The sequence below is a fragment of the Priestia aryabhattai B8W22 genome, from assembly GCF_000956595.1.
In the GTDB taxonomy this organism is placed as follows: Bacteria; Bacillota; Bacilli; order Bacillales; family Bacillaceae_H; genus Priestia; species Priestia aryabhattai.
The window spans coordinates 19,179-41,624 of sequence record NZ_JYOO01000041.1 but is presented as its reverse complement, the minus strand read 5'-3'; the positions used below and the strand labels follow the sequence as shown (position 1 = coordinate 41,624).

Annotated in this window: 25 protein-coding genes; 23 read left to right on the top strand and 2 right to left on the bottom strand. The window is 38.7% G+C overall.

Features of this window, described 5'->3' with window-relative positions; translation table 11 throughout:
• Positions 1-97 precede the first annotated feature (97 nt).
• From N178_RS22805 to spo0A, 22 genes are all read left to right on the top strand, one after another.
• Positions 98-379, top strand: coding sequence for a YqhV family protein (locus tag N178_RS22805; RefSeq protein ID WP_028411599.1), 282 nt, complete (start codon positions 98-100; stop codon positions 377-379).
• A gap of 65 nt (positions 380-444) precedes the next feature.
• On the top strand, positions 445-1,392 hold the full coding sequence (gene spoIIIAA / locus N178_RS22800) for a stage III sporulation protein AA (RefSeq protein ID WP_045295101.1): 948 nt from the start codon (positions 445-447) through the stop codon (positions 1,390-1,392).
• A gap of 6 nt (positions 1,393-1,398) precedes the next feature.
• Positions 1,399-1,911 (top strand): stage III sporulation protein SpoIIIAB, encoded by a 513-nt coding sequence (gene spoIIIAB / locus N178_RS22795; RefSeq protein WP_028411597.1) that lies wholly within the window; start codon positions 1,399-1,401, stop codon positions 1,909-1,911.
• 19 nt (positions 1,912-1,930) lie between these two features.
• Positions 1,931-2,137 (top strand): stage III sporulation protein AC, encoded by a 207-nt coding sequence (spoIIIAC, locus tag N178_RS22790; protein WP_013059151.1) that lies wholly within the window; start codon positions 1,931-1,933, stop codon positions 2,135-2,137.
• A gap of 20 nt (positions 2,138-2,157) precedes the next feature.
• Entirely contained in the window at positions 2,158-2,541 is a 384-nt protein-coding gene (gene spoIIIAD, locus N178_RS22785; RefSeq protein WP_013059150.1) for a stage III sporulation protein AD, read from the top strand.
• Positions 2,542-2,565: 24 nt separating this feature from the next.
• Complete coding sequence (gene spoIIIAE, locus N178_RS22780; protein ID WP_013059149.1) at positions 2,566-3,750, top strand: stage III sporulation protein AE; 1,185 nt, start codon at positions 2,566-2,568, stop codon at positions 3,748-3,750.
• A gap of 5 nt (positions 3,751-3,755) precedes the next feature.
• A complete protein-coding gene (spoIIIAF, locus tag N178_RS22775) occupies positions 3,756-4,376 on the top strand; it encodes a stage III sporulation protein AF (RefSeq protein WP_045295099.1) in 621 nt (206 codons plus the stop codon).
• Positions 4,373-5,035 carry a stage III sporulation protein AG gene (gene spoIIIAG / locus N178_RS22770; protein WP_013084996.1) on the top strand — a complete coding sequence of 221 codons (663 nt, stop codon included), beginning with the start codon at positions 4,373-4,375 and terminating at the stop codon, positions 5,033-5,035. Before spoIIIAF ends, spoIIIAG begins: the two co-directional genes overlap by 4 nt.
• A gap of 7 nt (positions 5,036-5,042) precedes the next feature.
• Positions 5,043-5,693, top strand: a complete 651-nt coding sequence (locus tag N178_RS22765; RefSeq protein ID WP_224357768.1) for a SpoIIIAH-like family protein — start codon at positions 5,043-5,045, stop codon at positions 5,691-5,693.
• 352 nt (positions 5,694-6,045) lie between these two features.
• On the top strand, positions 6,046-6,552 hold the full coding sequence (gene accB / locus N178_RS22760; RefSeq protein WP_029714777.1) for an acetyl-CoA carboxylase biotin carboxyl carrier protein: 507 nt from the start codon (positions 6,046-6,048) through the stop codon (positions 6,550-6,552).
• Positions 6,553-6,564: 12 nt separating this feature from the next.
• A complete protein-coding gene (gene accC, locus N178_RS22755) occupies positions 6,565-7,917 on the top strand; it encodes an acetyl-CoA carboxylase biotin carboxylase subunit (RefSeq protein ID WP_045295097.1) in 1,353 nt (450 codons plus the stop codon).
• Positions 7,918-7,946: 29 nt separating this feature from the next.
• A complete protein-coding gene (locus tag N178_RS22750) occupies positions 7,947-8,348 on the top strand; it encodes an Asp23/Gls24 family envelope stress response protein (RefSeq protein WP_045295095.1) in 402 nt (133 codons plus the stop codon).
• Between the two features lie 221 nt (positions 8,349-8,569).
• A complete protein-coding gene (nusB, locus tag N178_RS22745) occupies positions 8,570-8,962 on the top strand; it encodes a transcription antitermination factor NusB (protein WP_045295094.1) in 393 nt (130 codons plus the stop codon).
• An 84-nt stretch (positions 8,963-9,046) separates the two neighbouring features.
• Positions 9,047-10,387 carry an exodeoxyribonuclease VII large subunit gene (gene xseA, locus N178_RS22740; RefSeq protein ID WP_045295092.1) on the top strand — a complete coding sequence of 447 codons (1,341 nt, stop codon included), beginning with the start codon at positions 9,047-9,049 and terminating at the stop codon, positions 10,385-10,387.
• Between the two features lie 3 nt (positions 10,388-10,390).
• Complete coding sequence (locus N178_RS22735) at positions 10,391-10,624, top strand: exodeoxyribonuclease VII small subunit (RefSeq protein WP_045295090.1); 234 nt, start codon at positions 10,391-10,393, stop codon at positions 10,622-10,624.
• Positions 10,624-11,520, top strand: coding sequence for a polyprenyl synthetase family protein (locus tag N178_RS22730; protein ID WP_045295088.1), 897 nt, complete (start codon positions 10,624-10,626; stop codon positions 11,518-11,520). The genes N178_RS22735 and N178_RS22730 overlap by 1 nt, the downstream gene beginning before the upstream one ends.
• Positions 11,521-11,840: 320 nt before the next feature.
• Positions 11,841-13,742 (top strand): 1-deoxy-D-xylulose-5-phosphate synthase, encoded by a 1,902-nt coding sequence (gene dxs / locus N178_RS22725; protein WP_045295086.1) that lies wholly within the window; start codon positions 11,841-11,843, stop codon positions 13,740-13,742.
• The gene (locus tag N178_RS22720) at positions 13,739-14,566 is read left to right on the top strand and encodes a TlyA family RNA methyltransferase (protein WP_029714773.1); all 828 of its coding nucleotides are present in this window, start codon (positions 13,739-13,741) and stop codon (positions 14,564-14,566) included. The genes dxs and N178_RS22720 overlap by 4 nt, the downstream gene beginning before the upstream one ends.
• A 161-nt stretch (positions 14,567-14,727) precedes the next feature.
• Entirely contained in the window at positions 14,728-15,177 is a 450-nt protein-coding gene (gene ahrC / locus N178_RS22715; protein ID WP_013059136.1) for a transcriptional regulator AhrC/ArgR, read from the top strand.
• Positions 15,178-15,193: 16 nt separating this feature from the next.
• Positions 15,194-16,921, top strand: a complete 1,728-nt coding sequence (gene recN, locus N178_RS22710; RefSeq protein ID WP_045295084.1) for a DNA repair protein RecN — start codon at positions 15,194-15,196, stop codon at positions 16,919-16,921.
• 182 nt (positions 16,922-17,103) lie between these two features.
• Positions 17,104-18,384, top strand: a complete 1,281-nt coding sequence (gene spoIVB / locus N178_RS22705; protein ID WP_028411587.1) for a SpoIVB peptidase — start codon at positions 17,104-17,106, stop codon at positions 18,382-18,384.
• Positions 18,385-18,612: 228 nt separating this feature from the next.
• Positions 18,613-19,401: a sporulation transcription factor Spo0A gene (gene spo0A, locus N178_RS22700; protein ID WP_013084985.1), complete on the top strand. Its 789-nt coding sequence runs from the start codon at positions 18,613-18,615 to the stop codon at positions 19,399-19,401.
• A 390-nt stretch (positions 19,402-19,791) separates the two neighbouring features.
• Here the strand turns inward: spo0A and N178_RS22695 are convergent, their stop codons facing one another.
• Both N178_RS22695 and N178_RS26420 read right to left on the bottom strand, forming a co-directional pair.
• A complete protein-coding gene (locus tag N178_RS22695; RefSeq protein WP_045295083.1) occupies positions 19,792-21,123 on the bottom strand; it encodes a peptide MFS transporter in 1,332 nt (443 codons plus the stop codon).
• A 313-nt stretch (positions 21,124-21,436) separates the two neighbouring features.
• Positions 21,437-21,589, bottom strand: a complete 153-nt coding sequence (locus N178_RS26420) for a YycC family protein (RefSeq protein WP_080564743.1) — start codon at positions 21,587-21,589, stop codon at positions 21,437-21,439.
• A 124-nt stretch (positions 21,590-21,713) separates the two neighbouring features.
• Between N178_RS26420 and N178_RS22690 the strand changes: the two genes are divergently transcribed.
• On the top strand, positions 21,714-22,442 hold the full coding sequence (locus N178_RS22690; RefSeq protein WP_045295082.1) for a glycerophosphodiester phosphodiesterase: 729 nt from the start codon (positions 21,714-21,716) through the stop codon (positions 22,440-22,442).
• The last annotated feature ends 4 nt before the right edge of the window (positions 22,443-22,446 follow it).

Sequence of the window (22,446 nt, the reverse complement as noted above, 5' to 3'; positions counted from 1 at the left end):
TCTATTCTCTGCCTTTTTTTTGTGTGTTTTTTTGGTGCTAACCCTTCCTTATTTTGCATAGGTTGTACTAAACAACGCAGAGATATAGGAGGGGCTTATGAAGCAGTGGTTGGATCATTTAAACGGTACGGTATTAACGATGGCGTGCCTTCGATTTATTTCTTCATTTATTGAGTTTATTGCCGCTATTTTAATTGTAACAAACAATGATGTGAAAAAAGCATTAATGATTAATGGAATGCTAGCGCTTGTTGGTCCGATTGTGATGGTGAGTTCTTTCACCATTGGTTTAGTGTCCGTAGCAGATCAATTATCTTTTGGAAAATTAATCATGATTGTAATAGGGGTGCTCTTCATTTTAATCGGTGTTTTTAAATAAAAGGTAGGCATAAAATGGTCAAGCTCATAATACATTGAAATGAGTTCAAATATGAGGGGATGAATATGTTAAACGAAATACTTGCAATTTTTCCGCCTAATTTAAAAAAGACTGTTGAATTTTATGTCACAAACCATTCTCATGTACTAGAAGAAATTCGAGTGCGCATAGGAAGACCTATCGAATTTACAATCAACAATCAGCCTTATTTCGAATCGTATCTTCCAAGTGCAGAAGATGCTTTATTTATCTTAAATAAATTAAGCCAGTTTTCGATTTATATGATTGAAGAAGAATTAAAAAAAGGATATGTCACCATTGAAGGCGGACACCGGGTTGGACTAGCGGGAAAAGTTGTAACGGAAAATGGACAGGTTCGTGTGATTCGAGATGTATCATCCTTTAATATCCGGATTGCTAAACAAAAGATTGGCATTTCGAATCAGCTTATTCCTTTTTTATACAATCGTTATTGGCAAAGTACGGTCATTATAGGACCTCCGCAAACAGGAAAAACAACCATGATTCGTGATTTAGCCAGAGTAATAAGTACTGGCATAGAGCGCTCTAAGATTCCTCCGTTTAAAGTAGGGATTGTAGATGAACGATCAGAAATTGCTGGGGCTGTTAAAGGAGTTCCTCAGCATACATTTGGATCTAGAATGGATTTATTAGATAGCTGTCCAAAAGCTGAAGGCATGATGATGATGATTCGCTCCATGAGTCCCGATGTACTGATCGTGGATGAAGTTGGAAGTGAAGAAGATTGTAAGGCCGTACTTGAAGCCGTTAATGCTGGCGTTCGTGTCATTATGACTGTTCATGGGTATGACATTGACGATTTAATGAAGCGTCCCACTTTGCAAGCTTTAATGAAACTTCACGTATTTAAAAGGTATGTTGTGCTATCGAACAGCCGAGGTCCTGGAACACTTCAGGCTATCTATGATGAGCATTATAACTCCATGAAAACGACCGCTGAAAAGTCGCTTATTGAAAATAGTAAAGGATGATGGTGTATGAAACTGTTTGGTGCCATCTTTATCTTATTTGCTTCCACTTACACAGGATTTGAGTTTGCAAAGCAGCTTAGCGAAAGACCTAGGCAGCTCAGGCAATTAAAAACGGCTCTTCGGTCGTTAGAAGCAGAAATTATGTACAGCAACCGGCCTCTTCAAGAAGTTGCTCATTTGTTATCTTTACAGCTTCCTAACCCTTTAGCTTCTTTATTTAGCGAGTTTTCAATGAAATTAAAAGAAGGTACTGAAAGTGTCAAGGAAGCTTGGGAAAAGACGTTGGATCAATTTTGGAAACAAACCGCACTTAAAACAGGAGAACTAGAAATCTTAAAACAATTTGGTGAAACGCTTGGTCAGCATGATCGTTATTCGCAGCAAAAGCATATCTTGCTGACGCTGAACCATCTCGAACGCGAAGAACAAGATGCAGTTGATAAGCAGAATCGCTATGAAAAAATGGTTAAAAGTTTGGGCTTTCTATCTGGATTGCTACTGGTCATCCTATTGATGTAGCGATGGAGGAGGATTGAATGTGGGAATTGATATGAACACCATTTTTCAGATTGCTGGGATTGGTATCGTCGTAGCTTTTTTAGTCACCGTACTCGAACAGATGGGAAAAAAAGATTACGCGAATTGGGTTACCCTCATCGGTTTTATTTATATTTTATTTATGGTTGCTTCGATTGTGGAGGACTTATTTCAAAAAATCAAATCGGTTTTTTTATTTCAAGGGTAGAGGGGTGATTTGCCATTGAAATGCTTCAAATTGTGGGCTTAGGATTAGTAGCGACATTTTTGGCACTTATTTTAAAAGAACATAAATCACCTATTGCTTTTTTACTTGTCGTATTCGTGGGATCCGTGATCTTTCTTTTTTTAATTGATCAAATCTACGAGATTATTAAGATGGTTGAGCGGCTGTCGATCAATGCCCACGTTAACATGATTTATGTGGAAACCATTTTGAAAATCATTGGTATTGCCTATATCGCCGAATTTGGTGCTCAAATTACGAAAGATGCAGGACAAGGTGCCATTGCTTCCAAAATTGAATTAGGTGGAAAAGTGCTGATTCTCTCCATGGCAATTCCTATTTTGACGGTCATTATTGAAACGATTATTTCAATGCTGCCCAATTAATTTTACTTAATATGAGGTGACGAAATGAAGCGGTGGACGTTTAAAGTGAATATACTCGCTCTTCTTTTGTTCCTCTTTTTTTTCTTTCCAGAAAATGTACAAGCTTCCGAACCCCCGAAGCAGCAAGAACTTGTCAATGAACAAATTGATAAGCTCGGTATCGATGAAGTCAAACAGTTTTGGGACGATATTATTACCCAATACGGCGGCTTTTTACCCGAGAGTCAGAAGGGAAGTTTAGTCGATTTTTTAAAAGGAGAAAAAGAGTTCTCTCTTAAAGAATGGCTAGGAGGTCTTGTAAAGTTTTTATTTCACGAAGTATTAGCGAATGGAAAGCTCCTCGGTACGCTCATTATGCTAACGGTTTTTAGCGTGTTTTTGCAAACGCTCCAAAGTGCGTTTAATCAGCAAACCGTAAGTAAAGTAGCGTATGCGCTTGTATATATGGTTTTGATCATCATTGCTCTTAATAGCTTTCAGATTGCTATCTCTTATGCAACGGGAGCGATTGAGACCATGACTAAATTTATTTTAGCTCTGGTGCCGCTGCTGCTTGCCTTAATGGCATCATCAGGAGGAGTTGTATCGGCAGCCTTTTTTCATCCGATGATTTTGTTTTTAATGAACACAAGCGGTTTGCTTATTCAATACGTAGTGATGCCGTTACTTTTTCTTTCAGCACTGCTTAGCATTGTGAGTACGATTTCAGATGAGCATAAGGTTACACAGCTTGCTCAGCTGTTAAGAAATATAAGCATTGGCGTGCTTGGAATATTCTTAACCGTCTTTTTAGGTGTGCTGTCCGTTCAAGGTGCCACATCAGCTGTTGCTGACGGTATTACGATTCGAACGGCAAAGTTTGTCACAGGGAACTTTATACCTGTTGTAGGGCGTGTGTTCACAGATGCGGCTGATACAGTCATCAGTGCCTCGCTTCTATTAAAGAATTCAGTAGGGATTGCTGGAGTAGCAGTCTTACTGTTAATCGTCGCGTTTCCGGCTATTAAAGTGTTAACGCTCGCTTTTATCTATAAGCTAGCAGCAGCTCTTCTTCAACCCATTGGAGGAGGACCGGTTATTTCCTGCTTGAGCATTATCAGCAAAAGCGTCATCTATATTTTTGCGGCGCTTGCGGTTGTCTCGCTCATGTTTTTCTTATGTTTAACGGTCATCATTACAGCGAGCAACGTCACAATGATGGTGAGGTGAAGAAATTGCAGGCCTTAACGACGTGGATTACTAATATCGTTCTTTTTATCTTATTAGCTACCATTATTAATTTACTGTTGCCCAATTCTAGTTTTCAAAAGTATACGAAGCTGGTGGTTGGACTTCTTTTGATGCTGATTATTATTACACCCGTTTTTCAAATTTTTAAAGTGGATGTTAATCAAATGCTGAAATCACTTAGCTTATCATCTATTCGATCCGATCAGCAGGTAGAAAATTCAATAGAAAATCAGAAAAAAGAAATACAAGCTTCACAACGTGCATATATTTTAGAACAAATGGCTGTCCAAATGGAGGCAGATGTAAAAGAGGAGTTGATGGATCAGTATGGTGTAGCAATTGATCGAATTCACATTGAAACAAAAAAGCCGAACGACGAACCTACCGCTGATAATATTAAATCCATTTCAGTTGCCGTAAGTAAAAAAGCATCGGATGATTCCGAGGTTGTTTCAGCTGTGAAAATTATTTCTATTGATACCTCCACACCGATCGAAACAAACAAACCAACAGAATCCAAGAAATTATCCAACTATTTAGCAGCAAAATGGGATGTAAAACAAGGCCAAGTTGTTGTGAATATGGAGGAGGGAGACACGAAATGAGTCAAAAACCAGAAAAAGGTGACCCATCATTTTTTCAGCGGTTCTTTTCACTTAAACAGTCATCAACTACGAAGAAACCTTCAAAGTTAATGTATATAGGCATTTTACTAGCAGCAGGCGTTATCTTTATGGTATTTAGCAACTCACTCACAACATCTATGAATTCAGGCGGATTATTAAAGAGTGCAAGCAAAGAAACCAGCGCACCACCGGTATCACAGGATGTTCCCGCTTTTAGCTCCAAAAAGACAACAACGATGACAGGTTATGAAGAGCGGTATGAGGAAGAATTGAAAGATATTTTGGATCAAGTTAGAGGCGTAAGTAAGGTAAAAGTAATTGTGAACCTAGATGCAACAGAATCCAAAATATATGAAAAAAACAGCGTGACAAAATCGCAAACCACCAACGAAACGGACCGTGAAGGAGGGACTCGTAAAGTTGAAGATTCCTCAACAGATGAACAGCTGGTCATTGTAAGAAGTGGAGAACAAGAAAAGCCTGTTGTAGTTAAAACCGAAAAGCCAAAAGTAAGAGGTGTGTTAGTTGTCGCTAAAGGAGCTGATAATATCGAGGTAAAGAAATCTATTATTGAAGCCGTGACAAGAGCGCTCGATATACCAAGTCATAGAGTAGCAGTATTAGCGAAAAAAGGATGAGGGGGAAATGAATATGTTATTAAAAAAGCAAACGGTTTGGTTATTAACAATGTTAAGTTTAGTTGTTGTGTTATCGGTGTACTATATGACAACGCCAGAAAATCCTCAGAGTAATGTTGCGCTAGTAGACAATGAAAAACAAAACGAAAAGCAGGCTGATGACAAGGCTCCTGCAGAAGATACAAAACAACAGGCAGATGAGAAATCAGGAACAAAAGAAGATTCAAAAACTGAAGGCTCAGCAGAAGATGTAAAGAAGGAAACGGCTAAAAATGCAAAAGAATCAGCGGTTGTATCAAGTACAGATAGCGATGAGCTATTTACGGCGCTTCGCTTGGAATTAAATGATGAAAGAAGTCAGCTGAAAGAAGAGTATCAGGAAGTAGCGGCATCAAAAAATGTGACGCCTGCAGAAGTAAGCAAAGCGATGGATAAAATCGATGAATTATCAAAGCTTGGTGAAAAAGAAGCAACGCTGGAAACATTAATTAAAGCAAAAGGATACAGCGACGCGCTAGTAAGAGCAGATGGAAAACAAGTGCAAATTACCGTTAAGACAGAAAAACACTCAAAAACAAAAGCAAATCAAATCATTCAGCTAGTCAAAAAAGAAATGGGGCCAAAAGAAGTAGCGGTAGAGTTTCAGCCAACTAAATAAAGGGAATAAAAGAAGTGTAGAACAGCCGCAAATTGGGGTTGTTTACACTTCTTTTTTTATGAAATGACTAAAATCTAAGCGAGACGGTAAAAATTTTAACATGGCTTTCTTTTTTTACTTCGGTTATAATAGGTTTCATAATCTTATATTAGTACTAGGTGACAAATGTTTTCATACGTATTGTCATCTGTAAAGCTATGTTTCCATTTATAAAACGATAACGCTAAAAAGTTATTATAGAGTAAGTGGAACTTCTTTTTAATGTTTGCCAAACGAATTGAATGGCTGTAGCCATTTATCGTATTATTAACATTGTAGAGAATTCTATTTTCATGAGGTAGGAGTGTTCAATATGTTAAAAATTCAAGAGATCCGTGAGATCATTAAACTAGTTGATCAATCATCAATCGAGGAGTTCACCTATGAGCACGAAGGCTCCAAAATCAAGATGAAGAAAAAAGACGCAATTGTTTCCAAACAAGCGCAACAAGTAGTGGTTTCGGCACCTGAACAAGTGGCAGCACCTGCACCGCAGGCAGCAGCGGCTCCAGCGCCAGCCCCGGCAGCACAGTCTGCACAGCCAAAAGAAGAACAAGCGGCCCCAGCGGTTGATGAAAGCTTACATAAAATTACATCTCCAATGGTAGGGACATTCTATGCGTCATCATCGCCAGAAACAGATGTATACGTAACGCCTGGAGATAAAGTACAAAAAGATTCGGTTGTATGTATCGTAGAAGCAATGAAATTATTTAATGAAATCGAAGCAGAAGTTAAAGGTGAAATCGTTGACGTATTAGTTGAAAATGGACAACTTGTAGAATACGGTCAACCTCTTTTCTTAGTAAAGCCTGAATAAGGAGCGGTAAATATGATTAAAAAGCTATTAATTGCGAATCGAGGAGAAATTGCGGTTCGAATTATTCGAGCGTGTAAAGAGTTAGGTGTAGAATCAGTAGCTGTTCATTCTCAAGCTGATCGCGAATCTTTGCATGTACAATTAGCAGACGAAGCGTATTGTATTGGACCAACGTCATCTAAAGACAGCTATTTAAACTTTACAAACATCATGAGCGTTGCGATGCTAACGGGCTGTGACGCCATTCACCCTGGATACGGCTTTTTAGCTGAAAACGCTGATTTTGCAGAGCTATGCAGAGAGTGTAACGTTACATTTGTAGGACCAAGTCCTGAAGCCATTAACAAAATGGGAACAAAAGACGTAGCGAGAGAAACGATGCGTGAAGCCGGTGTCCCAATTGTTCCTGGTTCAACTGGAATTGTAGAGTCAGTAGAAGACGGTATGTCAATCGCTAATGACATTGGCTATCCTGTTATTATTAAAGCAACGGCAGGAGGCGGAGGAAAAGGAATCCGCGTTGCGAAAAATGAACAAGAGCTTATTAAAGGTATTACAATTACGCAGCAAGAAGCTGCTACAGCTTTCGGTAACCCTGGTGTGTACATTGAGAAGTTCATTGAGGATTTCCGTCACGTTGAGATCCAAGTGTTGGCTGATTCTCATGGAAATACTGTACATTTAGGAGAGCGTGATTGCTCGATTCAACGCCGTCTTCAAAAATTAATTGAAGAAACACCTTCTCCAGCGTTAGACGAAAAAACGCGTGAATTAATGGGCGACGCTGCTGTTAAAGCCGCGCAAGCCGTTAATTACACAGGAGCCGGAACCGTGGAATTCATTTATGATTACCGTGAAAACAAATTTTACTTCATGGAAATGAATACGCGTATCCAAGTAGAACATCCTGTTACAGAGATGGTGACAGGAGTTGACTTAATTAAAGAACAAATCAAAGTGGCAAATGGTGAAACTTTACCGTTTACGCAAGAAGAAGTGACATTTAACGGATGGGCAATTGAGTGCCGAATCAACGCAGAAAACCCAGAGAAAAACTTTATGCCATCACCAGGTACGATTCAAATGTACTTGCCGCCAGGCGGCTACGGAGTGCGCGTAGACTCTGCTGCATACCCGGGCTATGCAATCCCACCTTACTATGATTCAATGGTGGCTAAATTGATTGTTCATGCGCCAACTCGTGAGGAAGCTATTGAACGAATGAAGCGCGCGTTAGATGAATTTGTTATCGATGGCGTTGCGACCACTATTCCTTTTCACCAAAAGCTATTAAATCATGAAAAATTTGTTAGCGGTGAATTCAACACGAAGTTTCTTGAGCTATATGACGTAATGAATTCTTAGTATAATATAAACTATAGGAGGTGCTGTACATGAATGAAAATCATGTATTAGAAATGGAAGAACACCCAAATTCTCTTGGCAAAGTAGAAATTGCTCCTGAGGTTATTGAAGTCATTGCGGGTATTGCTGCTTCTGAAGTAGAAGGCGTTTCTGCAATGAGAGGAAATTTTGCAGCTGGCGTTGTGGAGAAACTAGGAAAGAAAAACCACGGTAAAGGTGTAAAAGTGGACTTAACAGAAAACGGGATAAAAGTAGACGTATTTTGTATGATGAAGTTTGGTGTGTCTATTCCAAATGTAGCGCAGCAAGTACAAGATAACATTCGTCAAGCCCTTAAAAATATGACAGCTATTGATCTCGATGAAGTAAACATTCATATCGTAGGGATTCAGTTTGATACGCAAAGAACTGATATTGAAGAAGTTGAATAAAACAAACGTTTACCTAACGGCTGTTGCTAAAATGGAATAACGTATGATTACTTGTTCCTTTTCAACACAAGCTATGGTAAAGTGAAAAAGACTGTCTCGTCATAAAGACGGTCTTTTTCGTGTTCTACAAACTTCGTATAAGAACAATGAAGTATCGTTTCATAAACTATGCTATTATCTAGGTATACTAGTTGAAGAAGATAAATAAAGGAGCAAAAATAATGAAAAGACATACAGCACGCCAAAAAGCACTACAAGCACTATTTCAGCATGATTTAGGGCAAACCGAGCCAATGGAGGCAATCGGAAATGTTGTACAAAATGAAAAGTCTGATCAATTTTTAGAAAGTCTCGTGCTAGGTGTGGTTGAGCATCAGCAAGAAATTGATGAACTTTTACGCAATCACTTAGAAAAGTGGACGTTAGATCGCGTAGCTACTGTAGACCGCGTTATCCTGCGTATTGCCGTATACGAAATGAAGTATGAAGAAGAAATTCCTACGAGCGTTACGTTAAATGAAGCGATTGAATTAGCAAAAACATTTGGCGATGATCAATCAAGCAAGTTTATCAATGGCGTATTGTCTAAAGTGTTAACAGCTTTATCTAAATAAACGTTCATCTTGCCAAATCAAGTGACTAACATGCTTCTCTCCTTTATATAAAGGGGAGAGGGTGACTGCAAAGGAGGCGAAATGATGAGTGAAGTGCGTTATCTAACCGTTACGGCTCTTACGCGATACATCAAGCGCAAGTTTGACGTAGACCCTCACATGCAAGATGTATGGATTAAAGGAGAAATTTCTAACTTTAAACGTCATAGTCGAGGACATATGTATTTCACCTTAAAAGATCAAAATGCTCGTATCGCAGCCGTTATGTTTGCTGGGCATAACCGTCAGCTTAATTTTCAGCCTGAAGAAGGAATGAATGTACTTATTCGAGCTGAAATTTCGGTTTATGAACCAAGCGGAAATTATCAAATGTACGTAAAAGAAATGCAGCCTGACGGCGTTGGAAACTTATACTTGGCCTACGAACAGCTGAAAAAAAAGCTGGAAAAAGAAGGCTTGTTTGATCCTGCCAGAAAACGAAAACTTCCGAAGTATCCAACAACAATAGGTGTGATTACATCTCCTACTGGAGCCGCCGTACGTGATATTATTACGACATTAAAGCGCAGATATAACGCGAACATTATTGTTATGCCCGCTCTTGTTCAAGGAGTGAATGCGGCACCGTCTATCATAAAGGCAATTGAAGAAGCGAACCGTCGTAAAGAAGCAGACGTATTAATTGTCGGCCGCGGTGGCGGGTCAATTGAAGAGCTTTGGGCGTTTAACGAAGAAAGCGTTGCTCGCGCAATTTTCACTTCTACTATTCCCGTTATTTCAGCGGTTGGACATGAAACCGATTTTACAATTGCAGACTTTGTAGCAGATCTGCGAGCCCCTACTCCAACGGGTGCTGCGGAGTTGGCTGTACCTCATATCAGTGAAATTACGGAAAGGTTGACTCAGCGAAATATCCGTCTTCTTCGTTCGATGAAAGAGATGCTTCAGTCTAGTAGCCGCAGGCTTGAACGATCTCAGAAATCATATGCTTTTCGTTATCCCCAAAAGTTGGTCGAGCAAAAAGAGCAGCAGTTAGATCAGCTGATGGAGCGTTTTTATCGTGAAGGTAGAAGGTACATTGAGCATAAACGGACGAACTACGAGCAGCTAACAGCCGCTTTGTTGCGAAATCACCCCGCGCATCAGTTAACGAAAGCCGCAGACCGTCAACAGCAGTTGACGAAAATGCTGACAAAAGAGATGCAGCAGCTGCTAAAGCAAAAACAGCTTTTATTTGCCACGGCAACGTCAAAATTACATACGCTTAGTCCATTAAAAACAATGGAAAGAGGCTACAGCTTGGTATACGATAAAGAAAAAGAGTTAATTAAATCAACCAAACAAGTATCCAAAGGTGATGTAGTAAACGTTCGTTTGACCGATGGACAGTTGCAGTGTGAAGTTTCGAAAATAGAGGAGCGATGAAAAATGGCGACAAATAAAGAGTATACGTTTGAAGAGGCGATGGAGAAGTTAGAAACCATCGTAAATAAGCTAGAAGAAGGCGACGTGCCTTTAGAAGAAGCAATTCAACAATTCCAAGAAGGAATGACTCTTTCAAAATTCTGTCACGATCGTCTTCAGCATATTGAAAAACAAATGGAAACTATTTTACGTGAAGACGGAACGCTTGAGCCATTCTCGGTACAGGAGGAAGAGTGATGGTGAATGAAATGAATTTAAAAGAGTATATTTCTTTTACAAAAGATCGAGTAGAAACACGCTTGCCTGAAGTCGTAAAAGCATTACATGCTCCGGTTAACTTAAAGGAATCCATGCTTTACTCGCTTACGGCAGGAGGAAAGCGACTTCGCCCAGTGCTGTTGTTTGCAACGCTACATGCATTTGGAAAAGACGAGAGCATGGGATTAGAAACAGCCTGTGCAGTGGAAATGATTCATACATATTCGCTCATTCACGATGATTTACCTAGTATGGATGATGACGACTTAAGAAGAGGAAAACCGACCAATCACAAAGTGTACGGCGAAGCAACGGCTATATTAGCTGGAGATGCTCTTTTAACAAATAGCTTTCAGCTCATTTCTGAGGCGGCACACCCTGAAATTACATCACATATGAAACTTGAACTCATTACAGAACTGGTAAAAGCAAGCGGAACAGAAGGTATGATCAGCGGACAGGTTGCAGATATGGAAGGCGAAAAAAAGCAGCTCACGCTAGACGAGCTTGAATATATTCACCTTCATAAAACGGGGAAGCTGCTAGGATTTTGTGTAAAAGCAGGAGCAATTCTTGCAAAAGCTACGCCTCTACAGCAAGAATTATTAGAAGAATTCAGTAAGCATGTAGGGTTAGCGTTTCAAATTCAAGATGATATCTTGGATGTGGAAGGGTCTGAAGAAAAGTTAGGAAAGCCAATTGGCAGTGATACAGAAAATGAAAAAACGACATATCCTTCTTTATTAGGTATGGAAGCGGCCAAAGAAAAGTTACAGTATCATGTTGAACAAGCACTTCTTTCGTTACGTCAAGCTCAAATTAAGCACGGATTACTAGAAGAAATTTGTTTATATATAGCAAAACGTGATAGTTAATGACGATTTCTGTCAGGTTTTTTGAGTGATACAGTAAAATAAGATTGAGTCCCCATAGGGGCTATGCTATAATGATTTTACTACTGTATAAAAGCGTAGTGCATAGGTTTGAAAGACATATACAATATCTTGGTGGCCGTTATCACATTTGTGTTAGCGGCTATTTTTTCACTGTTTTCCTTTGAATATCACTGGTTTACTGATAGAATATCAAAGGTATTGTAAGTAATAAGGAAATACTAAAAATTGACTATACGTATAAAACAATAGACAATGTATTAAGGTAACTTTATAACAAGTACGAAAGTGAGTGATCCACCTTGGATCTTACAACGATAAAAAATCCTGAGTTTTTAAAGAAGATGTCAGTAACACAATTAGAAGAACTAAGTGAAGAGATTCGTCGTTTTTTAATTACAAAGCTTTCTGCAACTGGTGGTCATATAGGGCCAAATTTGGGGGTTGTTGAGTTAACGCTTGCACTCCATAAAGTGTTCGACAGTCCAAAAGATAAATTTTTATGGGACGTCGGGCATCAGTCATATGTCCATAAAATTTTAACAGGACGAGCGGGAGAGTTTGATACAATCCGTCAATATAAAGGGTTATGCGGTTTTCCGAAGCGAGATGAAAGTGAGCATGATGTATGGGAAACGGGACATAGTTCTACATCTCTTTCAGCCGCAATGGGAATGGCTGCAGCAAGAGATTTGCAAAAAACAAAAGCGCACATTGTTCCTATCATTGGTGACGGAGCTTTAACAGGTGGTATGGCTCTTGAAGCGCTTAACCACATCGGGCACGAGCAAACGGATATGACCGTTATTTTAAATGACAATGAAATGTCTATCGCTCCTAATGTGGGGGCTGTACACAGCATTCTGGGACGTTTGCGCACGGCGGGCAAATACAACTGGGTAAAAGATGAGCTTGAAGTCTTACTGAAAAAAGTGCCTGCGGTAGGCGGTAAGCTTGCGGCAACGGCAGAACGTGTAAAAGATGGCCTAAAGTACATGGTTGTGTCAGGCATGTTCTTTGAAGATCTTGGCTTTACGTATTTAGGGCCGGTTGACGGCCATAGCTATGACGATTTATTGGAAACGTTACAATATGCAAAGAAAACAAAAGGACCGGTACTGATCCATGTGATTACGAAAAAAGGGAAAGGGTACTTGCCAGCGGAAAGCGATAAAAGCGGAGCGTGGCATGGTACAGGCCCATATAAAATTGAGTCCGGTGACTTTATTAAAGACAAAAATGTTCCGATTGCTTGGAGTAAATTAGTAAGTGATACGGTATTGAAAATGGCTAGAGAAGATGAGCGTATCGTAGCAGTAACGCCAGCAATGCCTGTAGGTTCAAAACTTGAAGCGTTTCAAAAAGAGTTTCCGCATCGCATGTTTGATGTTGGGATTGCAGAGCAGCATGCTACAACAATGGCAGCGGGTCTTGCAACTCAAAATATGAAGCCCTTTTTAGCTATTTATTCTACGTTTTTACAGCGTGCATACGATCAAGTGGTTCATGATATTTGCCGCCAGAAGCTAAATGTATTTATTGGGATTGATCGCGCTGGGCTAGTAGGTGCTGATGGTGAAACGCATCAAGGCGTGTTTGATATTGCATTCTTACGTCATTTGCCTAACCTTGTTATTATGATGCCAAAAGATGAGAATGAAGGCCAGCACATGGTTCATACTGCTTTGACTTATGAAGAAGGTCCGATTGCCATGCGCTATGCGAGAGGAAACGGATTAGGTGTTGAACTAGATTCAGAACTGAAAAACATTCCGATCGGTACATGGGACGTATTAAAAGAAGGTTCAGATACAACCATTTTAACGTTTGGTACAACGATTTCAATGGCGATGGATGCAGCAGCAGAACTTGAGAAGCAAGGAATCAGCGTCAAAGTGGTCAATGCTCGTTTTATTAAACCGCTGGATGAAAAAATGCTTCACGAAATTTTCCAAACTAATAAGCCTGTGATTACGGTGGAAGAAGCGGTACTTCAAGGCGGTTTTGGAAGCTCGGTGTTAGAGTTTGCATCAGAGCACGGCTATTATGATACGCGCGTTGAACGTATGGGGATTCCAGATCGCTTTATCGAGCACGGCAGCGTAACAAAACTTTTAGAAGAAATTGGCTTAACCAAAGAAGAGATTATAAATCGAGTTAAAAAACTCGTAACACCAATACAAAAGAGGCTTGAAGTTAAGTGACAAAAAAAGAACGAGTAGATGTATTATTAGTAGAAAGAGGTTTGATTGAAACAAGAGAAAAAGCAAAGCGTACAGTGATGGCAGGACTTGTTTATGCGAATGAAGTCCGTTTGGATAAGCCGGGAGAGAAAATTGAACGTGATACGCCGCTGACAATTAAAGGTGCAGTGATGCCTTATGTCAGCAGAGGCGGCTTTAAGCTTGAAAAAGCAATTAAAGAATTTAATGTCCATGTAGCGGATAAAATCATGATTGATATTGGTTCTTCTACTGGAGGCTTTACCGATTGTGCGCTTCAAAATGGAGCGAAGATGTCCTATGCGCTAGACGTAGGCTATAATCAGCTAGCTTGGAAGCTTCGTCAGGATGAGCGAGTAGAAGTAATGGAACGAACAAATTTCCGTTATGTGACCCCAGCTGATTTATCAAGAGGCTTGCCTGAATTCGCTTCTATCGATGTATCATTTATTTCCTTAAGACTCATTCTCCCTGTGTTAAAAACACTTCTTGTTCCACACAGCGATGTTGTTGCGCTTGTTAAGCCCCAGTTTGAGGCTGGAAGAGAGCAAGTTGGGAAAAAAGGAATCGTGCGTGACTCAAAAGTGCATGAAGAAGTCCTTCAAGGCATGGTGGATTTCTCCCTTCGTCAAGGATACGATGTATATAACATGTCGTATTCACCGATAACAGGAGGAGATGGAAATATCGAATTTCTTCTTCACCTTCGCTGGAAAGGCGAGCGTGAACTTGGTGACAATCAAGCTCCGCTTACTGTGCGTGAAGTGGTCGAAGAAGCACATAAAACGTTAAAAGAGAAAAAGTAATAATGGCCAATGTTAAGCAAAGACTTAGCATTGGCGATTTGATTATGACTCTTTATACAAAAGGTGCATAATCAAGTTGAACACATTATGATACTTAATTAGTGAAAGACTTATAAACAACAAAACAAAAAGAAGATTACATATTAATGTGAGGTGCCAACATGAATAAAGGGCAAAGACATATTAAAATTCGTGATATTATCACGAATAATGATATTGAAACACAGGATGAATTGGTAGATATTTTAAAAAACCAAGGTTTTAATGTAACACAGGCAACAATCTCTCGTGATATTAAAGAACTGCACTTAGTCAAAGTGCCTTTGATGGACGGTCGATACAAATACAGTTTGCCTGCAGATCAGCGTTTTAATCCCTTACAAAAGTTAAAGCGCTCTCTTATGGACGCATTTGTAAAAATTGATTCAGCCGGGCATATGTTGGTGATGAAAACATTACCGGGAAATGCAAATGCGATTGGCGCATTAATTGATCATTTGGACTGGGACGAAATATTAGGAACAATTTGTGGAGACGATACATGTTTGATTATTTGCCGTACTCCTGAAGATACGCAAATTATATCAGACCGATTCTTAGAAATGTTATAAAGGTGAGTGAAGCAGGTTGTTAGCTGAATTATCCATTAAAAATTTTGCGATTATTGATGAACTTTCTGTTTCATTTGAAAAAGGCTTAACGGTATTAACAGGTGAAACAGGAGCGGGAAAGTCAATTATTATTGATGCCATTTCATTGTTAGTAGGTGGAAGAGGCTCTTCGGAGTTCGTCCGCCACGGAACAGACAGAGCCGAAATCGAAGGGCTTTTCTTATTTGATGAAGAACAGCATCCAAGTCATGAAAAAGCTAAACAAGTCGGTTTAGAAGTGGAAGATGGAATGATTGTGCTTCGCCGAGACATTACCACAAATGGGAAAAGTATTTGCCGGATCAACGGTAAGCTCGTCACGTTAGCTATCCTACGTGAAGTCGGACAAACGTTAATTGATATACATGGACAGCACGAGCACCAAGACTTAATGAATCAAGATCGTCATTTAACTCTTCTTGATCAGTATGGAGGAGAACAAGTAGAAGAGGCTTTGACGGAGTATCGAGAGGTATTTTCGAGGTATACATCGTTAAAAAAACAGTTGGATCAATTAACTGAAAATGAGCAGCAGATGGCGCACCGCCTAGATCTTATTCAATTTCAATTAGATGAAATCAAAGCGGCAAATTTGCAGCTGAACGAAGACGAGGAACTAAATGAAGAGCGTTTGAAGATTTCTAACTTTGAAAAGATCTATACGTCATTAAACGATGCGTACAATGCGCTGCACGGTGAGCATCAAGGTTTAGATTGGGTAGGCGTAGCCATGAATCATACGGAGGATATTTCGTCACTGGAAAAAAACTATGCCGATATTTCTGAAATCATTTCATCGAGTTTCTATCAGCTAGAAGACGCGTCTTATAAAATTCGTCAGCAGCTTGATTTATTAGAATTTGATCCCAAACGCTTAGACTTTATTGAAGCGCGTTTAAATGAAATTAATCACTTAAAGCGTAAATACGGTCAAAGCGTAGATGAAATTCTAGAATATGCTGCACAAATTGAAGATGAAATTGATCGTATTGAAAATCGAGATACGCATGTGAGCAAGATCAAAGAACAGTTAGACAGCGTAGCGCAGGATTTATTAGTAGAAGCTAACAATGTTTCAACTATTCGAAGAAAACTTGCTCAAGAGTTAACGGATAGCATCCATCATGAGCTTCAAGAACTTTATATGGCTAAGACCGTATTTCAAATTAAATTCTCTGTCGTAAATGCAGGTAAAAATGACGTTGAAGTAAATGGAGAAAGAATAAAATTCACAAAAGACGGCATTGACAGCGTAGAATTTTATATTTCTACCAATCCAGGTGAACCGTTAAAGCCTCTTGCAAAAGTAGCTTCAGGAGGAGAGCTTTCAAGAATTATGCTGGCGTTAAAGAGCATTTTTTCTAAGCATCAAGGTGTGACGTCCATTATCTTTGATGAAGTTGATACAGGCGTAAGTGGAAGAGTAGCTCAATCGATCGGTGAAAAGATCCATGCCATTTCTGTTGATTCACAAGTTCTCTGTATATCTCATCTGCCGCAGGTAGCAGCTATGGCAGATACTCACCTCTTTATCGCTAAAGAGATAAAAGGTGATCGTACAACGACGTCTGTTCTGCCATTAACTCTTGATGAAAAAGTAAAAGAAATTGGTCGAATGATTGCAGGAGCTGAAATTACAAGCTTAACGAAGGAACATGCCAAAGAGCTTTTAGATTTAGCGGATAAGATGAAGCAGACCATGTAACAAAACACCTTTTAACACGTAACAGTATGTGTTAAAGGTGTTTTTTTATACAAAATGAAGGAACTGAAAATGTTTCCTTGCACTTCTTTTCATTTTTCTCGGAACTTCTGTTATAAATGCGCTCTAAGAAGGCTAAATTAAATGTGTAGCCATTTAGGCGAGGAAGCGAGGAGAGTGAAAACATGCAAAATCGATACAGACATATAATTGGTGCGATTCTCCTTGTTTCGTTCATTTTTGTAGGATTTATTCCAGTTGTGCAACAATATATACACATTCCAAAACAAATCGTCTTATTTGAACAGCAAAAAGAAAAAATTAATACGACATTACCGCTTAGCGTAGAAGCTTCATCACCTGTTTACGATGTAACAAGTAACAAGGCGAAGCTGACCGTAGCAGGCAAACAGGTAGGCAAAGAAGAGTTGATGCTTCATTTGGCCGGTATTCCTGTAAAGCGTGTAGACGTGCAGGTATTATCTGATTTTAAAGTCATTCCAGGTGGACAATCAATCGGTGTGAAATTAAATTCAAAGGGTGTTCTTGTTGTAGGCTATCATCAGGTAGATACAGCAAAAGGTAAAAAATCTCCTGGCGAGATTGCGGGTATTCAAGTTGGAGATATGATTACGAAGATTAATGGTAAAACCATTGAAAAAATGAGTGATATTACACCGTTTATTCAGCAGGCAGGGAAAACGGGTGAACCATTAAATCTGCATATTTTAAGAGAAAAAAAGCAGTTTGACACTAAGCTGTATCCGTTAAAAGATAAGCAGGATTATGCTTACAGAATCGGTTTATACATCCGTGATTCAGCTGCAGGAATTGGCACAATGACTTTTTATGATCCAAAATCTAAAAAATACGGCGCTTTAGGCCACGTTATTTCGGATATGGATACAAAAAAGCCAATCGTAGTAGAAGATGGACAAATTGTCCGTTCGACTGTGACATCAATTGAGAAAGGTTCGAACGGCGTTCCCGGTGAAAAGCTAGCGAGGTTTTCTGAAGATAGACAAATCATTGGAAATATTACACGAAATAGTCCTTTTGGTATTTTTGGAAAATTGTCTTCAACGATGGAAAACGGAATAATGGATAAAGCGATGCCAATTGCTCTATCTCATCAAGTAAAAGAAGGACCGGCTAAAATTCTAACGGTAGTAGATGATGATCAAGTGGAAGAATTTGATATTGAAATTATGAGTACTATACCTCAAAAGTTTCCGGCTACTAAAGGAATGGTTATTAAAATTACAGATCCTAAATTGTTAAAGAAAACAGGTGGAATTGTTCAAGGAATGAGCGGGAGTCCGATTATTCAAAACGGTAAAGTCGTTGGAGCAGTTACCCATGTTTTTGTAAATGATCCTACCTCGGGTTACGGTGTCCATATTGAATGGATGCTTAACGAAGCAGGAATCGATATTTATAAAAATAATCGAAAAAAAGCGAGCTAATGTTGTCATTAGTTCGCTTTTTTTTGATAAAAATTATTGTCGTAAATGTACGAGAAAAACGTCGAAAAACAAAGAAAATAAGAGAAAATCGAATAAATTCCATTTAAAAGACTTTTTTCTAAAAAAATAAAGGAAATAATGTTGCATTGTCGAATTTGTCCTTTAGAATAAAGAATAGAGACACGTAGGAAACGACGTATAACATAAAGGACTGAGGAGGAAGCTGCATTGAAAAAAATTAAAGTATGCTTGGTTGATGATAATCGGGAACTAATTGGTTTGCTTGAAGATTATATTTCAGAGCAAGAAGACATGGAAGTAATCGGAGTAGCTTACAATGGACAAGAGTGTTTATCCATTTTAAAAGATAAAGATCCGGATGTTCTTGTATTAGACATTATTATGCCGCATCTAGATGGATTAGCAGTTTTAGGTCAGTTAAAAGAAATGAAAAAAGAAAATTATCCAAATGTCATTATGCTAACAGCATTTGGGCAAGAAGACGTAACGAAAAAAGCAGTTGATTTAGGAGCTGCTTATTTTATTCTAAAACCGTTTGATATGGAAAACTTAGTGAATCATATTCGCCAAGTTAGCGGACAAACATCTTCATTTATGCAACGTTCATCTTCTTCCATGCGTTCACATCGCGACAGCAAACCAGCAAATTTAGATGCAAGCATTACGAGCATCATTCACGAAATTGGCGTGCCTGCTCATATCAAAGGCTATTTATATTTAAGAGAAGCCATTTCAATGGTATATAAGGATATTGAGCTGCTTGGGTCGATTACAAAAGTACTGTATCCTGATATTGCAAAAAAATATAATACAACAGCAAGCCGCGTTGAGCGCGCCATTCGTCATGCTATTGAAGTAGCATGGAGCCGAGGAAACATTGATTCCATTTCTTCATTATTCGGATATACTGTCAGCATGTCAAAAGCGAAGCCGACAAATAGTGAATTTATCGCCATGGTTGCGGATAAATTACGCCTTGAACATAAAGCGAGTTGAAAGGGATAGGACTGCTGGAATTACGGGGTTTTGAGTGAACTGATACCTTTTGTAATACAGAGTACATGCCGATAAACTTTTGGAATTTACACTAGATATTAAACTGAAAACCAATAAACTTTTTACTGCAGGGCCGATGAATTTTAATCATTCATGGGTCCTTTTATTTTGGTTTGAGAGATGAAGGTATTGAGGTTAACGGGAACGTGCATCTTGTTTCTCTTCATATCAGTAGCGGGGTATTTTATTGGGATAATTTATTTAATTGTTATGAGGGCTTTGTGTTTGAAAAAAGATTTAGAAGATGCATAAAAAAATTTATCTACATATCTTAAATGGGATATGCATAAGTAAATGATAAAAAGCAGCCTTCAGAAAAGGCTGCTTTTTCTAATCCATTAATTTAGCAATCGGTTTTGAAAGGAATAAAACAATAATTCCAAGTACAATTGTCACAGCACCGATTAAGCTGAAGATGTCGAAATAACCTAACGACTGTGTATAAGATGCCAGAACACCCGCTAGTTTATTAGCAACAGCAGAGCTTGCCATCCATACGCCCATTAACAGAGAAGCAAGTTTTAATGGAGCCAGTCTACTTACCATAGACAACCCTACTGGCGAAATCATAAGCTCAGCCAGCGTGTGCAGAAAGTAAGTGAAAATCATGAACAGGATATTTACTTTTAAAGCTGGGTCATTACCAGTATACATAACGGCTGGAATTAAAATTAAGAATCCTAATCCAACTGTTACAAGTCCCATACCCATTTTTGTTGGCGTTTTGAAATCACCGCGTTTTGAATTTCCTAGCTTGTACCAAACAAGTGACATAATTGGTGCTAAAATCATGATAAACAGTGGATTCAACGATTGGAACCACTCTGTTGGAACCGTGAAACCGCCTATTTGACGATCAATTTGATCTTGAGCATATAGCGTTAAAGAACTTCCAGCCTGTTCAAAAGCTGTCCAGAAAGCAATAACAACAAAGGCTAGAATAACGATAGCAACCGTTCTTTTCTTTTCTCGTACTGTCAGAGGAGCAGCTGATGTTTGAGATGCTGCTGCATGAACTTTTCCTGTAGGTTCTTTCCCAATATCACCTAAATAGCGATTAGCCAGTAGGTTAAATAAAATTTGTCCAACAACCATTCCAATAGCTGCTGTTAAAAATCCGTATTTGTAACTCATTAATCCAACAACTAGCGGCGCGAAAAATGCACCAAAGTTAATACCCATATAAAAAATAGTGAAAGCACCGTCACGGCGAGGATCATTTTCTTCATACAGATCTCCCACTAATGTGGAGATATTTGGTTTGAAAAATCCGTTTCCGATAATTAATAAAGCAAGTCCGATATACAAAGCGGCTACGCTTTGATGAATGAAGATGGAAAAATTCCCGAGCGCCATAATCACACCACCGATCGTGATGGCTAGCCTTCTTCCGAGGAAGCGGTCTGTTAAATATCCGCCAATCATCGGCGTAATGTAAACAGCACTAGTGAATGTTCCATATAAGCTCAGTGCAGTTGCTTTATCTACCCCGAGTCCACCTTGAGCAGCGGTAGCAGTTAAATAAAGAACCAGAATGGCTCTCATTCCATAATAACTAAATCTTTCCCATGCCTCAGTAGCGAATAACAAGTACAGTCCAGGAGGGTGTTTTTTCCTAGACTCCTTTGGCTGCTGATTTTCGTGTTGTACAGCTGCTTGCATAATGAAGTCCCCCTAAAATTTTTCTCATACTATTTAATTCTTTTGTTTGAATTGATCAAAAAATCAGAATATAAGTACTGGAATAAATATAATGTATTTTTATTTTAGTAGAAAAACAATAATTTCGTCAATGAAATTATATGGAAAAATCAAAAAATAATTAAATATACACAAAAAAGCATTAAATTACTTATTTGAAAGCATTTTTAAAAATACATTTATATTATTAAATATTCTAATATATGTTATAGGGGATGAAAAGAGAAGGTAATACTATTTTTTGAAATGAAAACTCGAAAGAAAAAAGGATCTGTTATTCAGATCCTTTTTTATCTTCGTCCGCATTTAGTTCAGCGAGTTTTTGCAGTAAAATATGCTGAGGCATATGCATTAATTGCTCGAGAGGGATATTCAATTGTTCGGCTAATTTTACGGCTGTATCCGGTGAAATTTGCAGTGGTCTCATACACAACAACCTCCTTTTGCATATAAAGTAATGAAAGTGAAAAAGTATAAACAGTAAATTCGTGCTTTCACTATTAAGTAATGCTAAAGTTAATAATAAGTGATAATAGAGGAGTTGAGCAAGTATGTTTGTAATAGGTCATCGCGGCGCAGCTGGAACGTTCCCTGAAAATACGATGATTTCCTTCAAAGAAGCAGCGAGAGTTGGAGCACATGGAATTGAACTTGATGTGCATATGACAAAGGATGGAGAACTTGCTGTAATTCATGATGAAAAAGTAGATCGAACGACGAATGGAAAAGGGTATGTAAAAGATTTTACGTATCAAGAGTTACAAAAATTAGATGCGAGCTATAAATTCAAAAAAAAGTATGGAGTATGTAAAATCCCCGCGTTAAATGAAGTAATGGAGTGGGCTTCAAGTGAAGGAATTAGTGTAAATATTGAGTTAAAAAACAATATATTTGACTATCCATACTTGGAAATGAAAGTCCTGGATTTAATTTATTTATACAAGATGAAGGACCGAACGATGATTTCATCTTTTAATCATAACAGCTTAGCCCGAATTGGTTCTTTGGATTCTACGATTGAAACAGCTATTTTATATTCTTATCCGATGTATGAGCCTTGGGTATATGCGCAGCATCTTGGCGCAAAAGCTCTTCACCCTAATCAGCGTACCGTGAATGAAGTAAATGTAGCCGCTTCAAAAGATTGTCAAATTCCAGTGCGGCCTTACACAGTAAATGATGTAAAAGTAGCCGAGCAGCTTCGGAAATATGGATGTGAATCCATTATTACTGATTATCCTGAAAAAATGGTGAAGCAATTTGGAGGGCGTTTTTCGTAAAAAA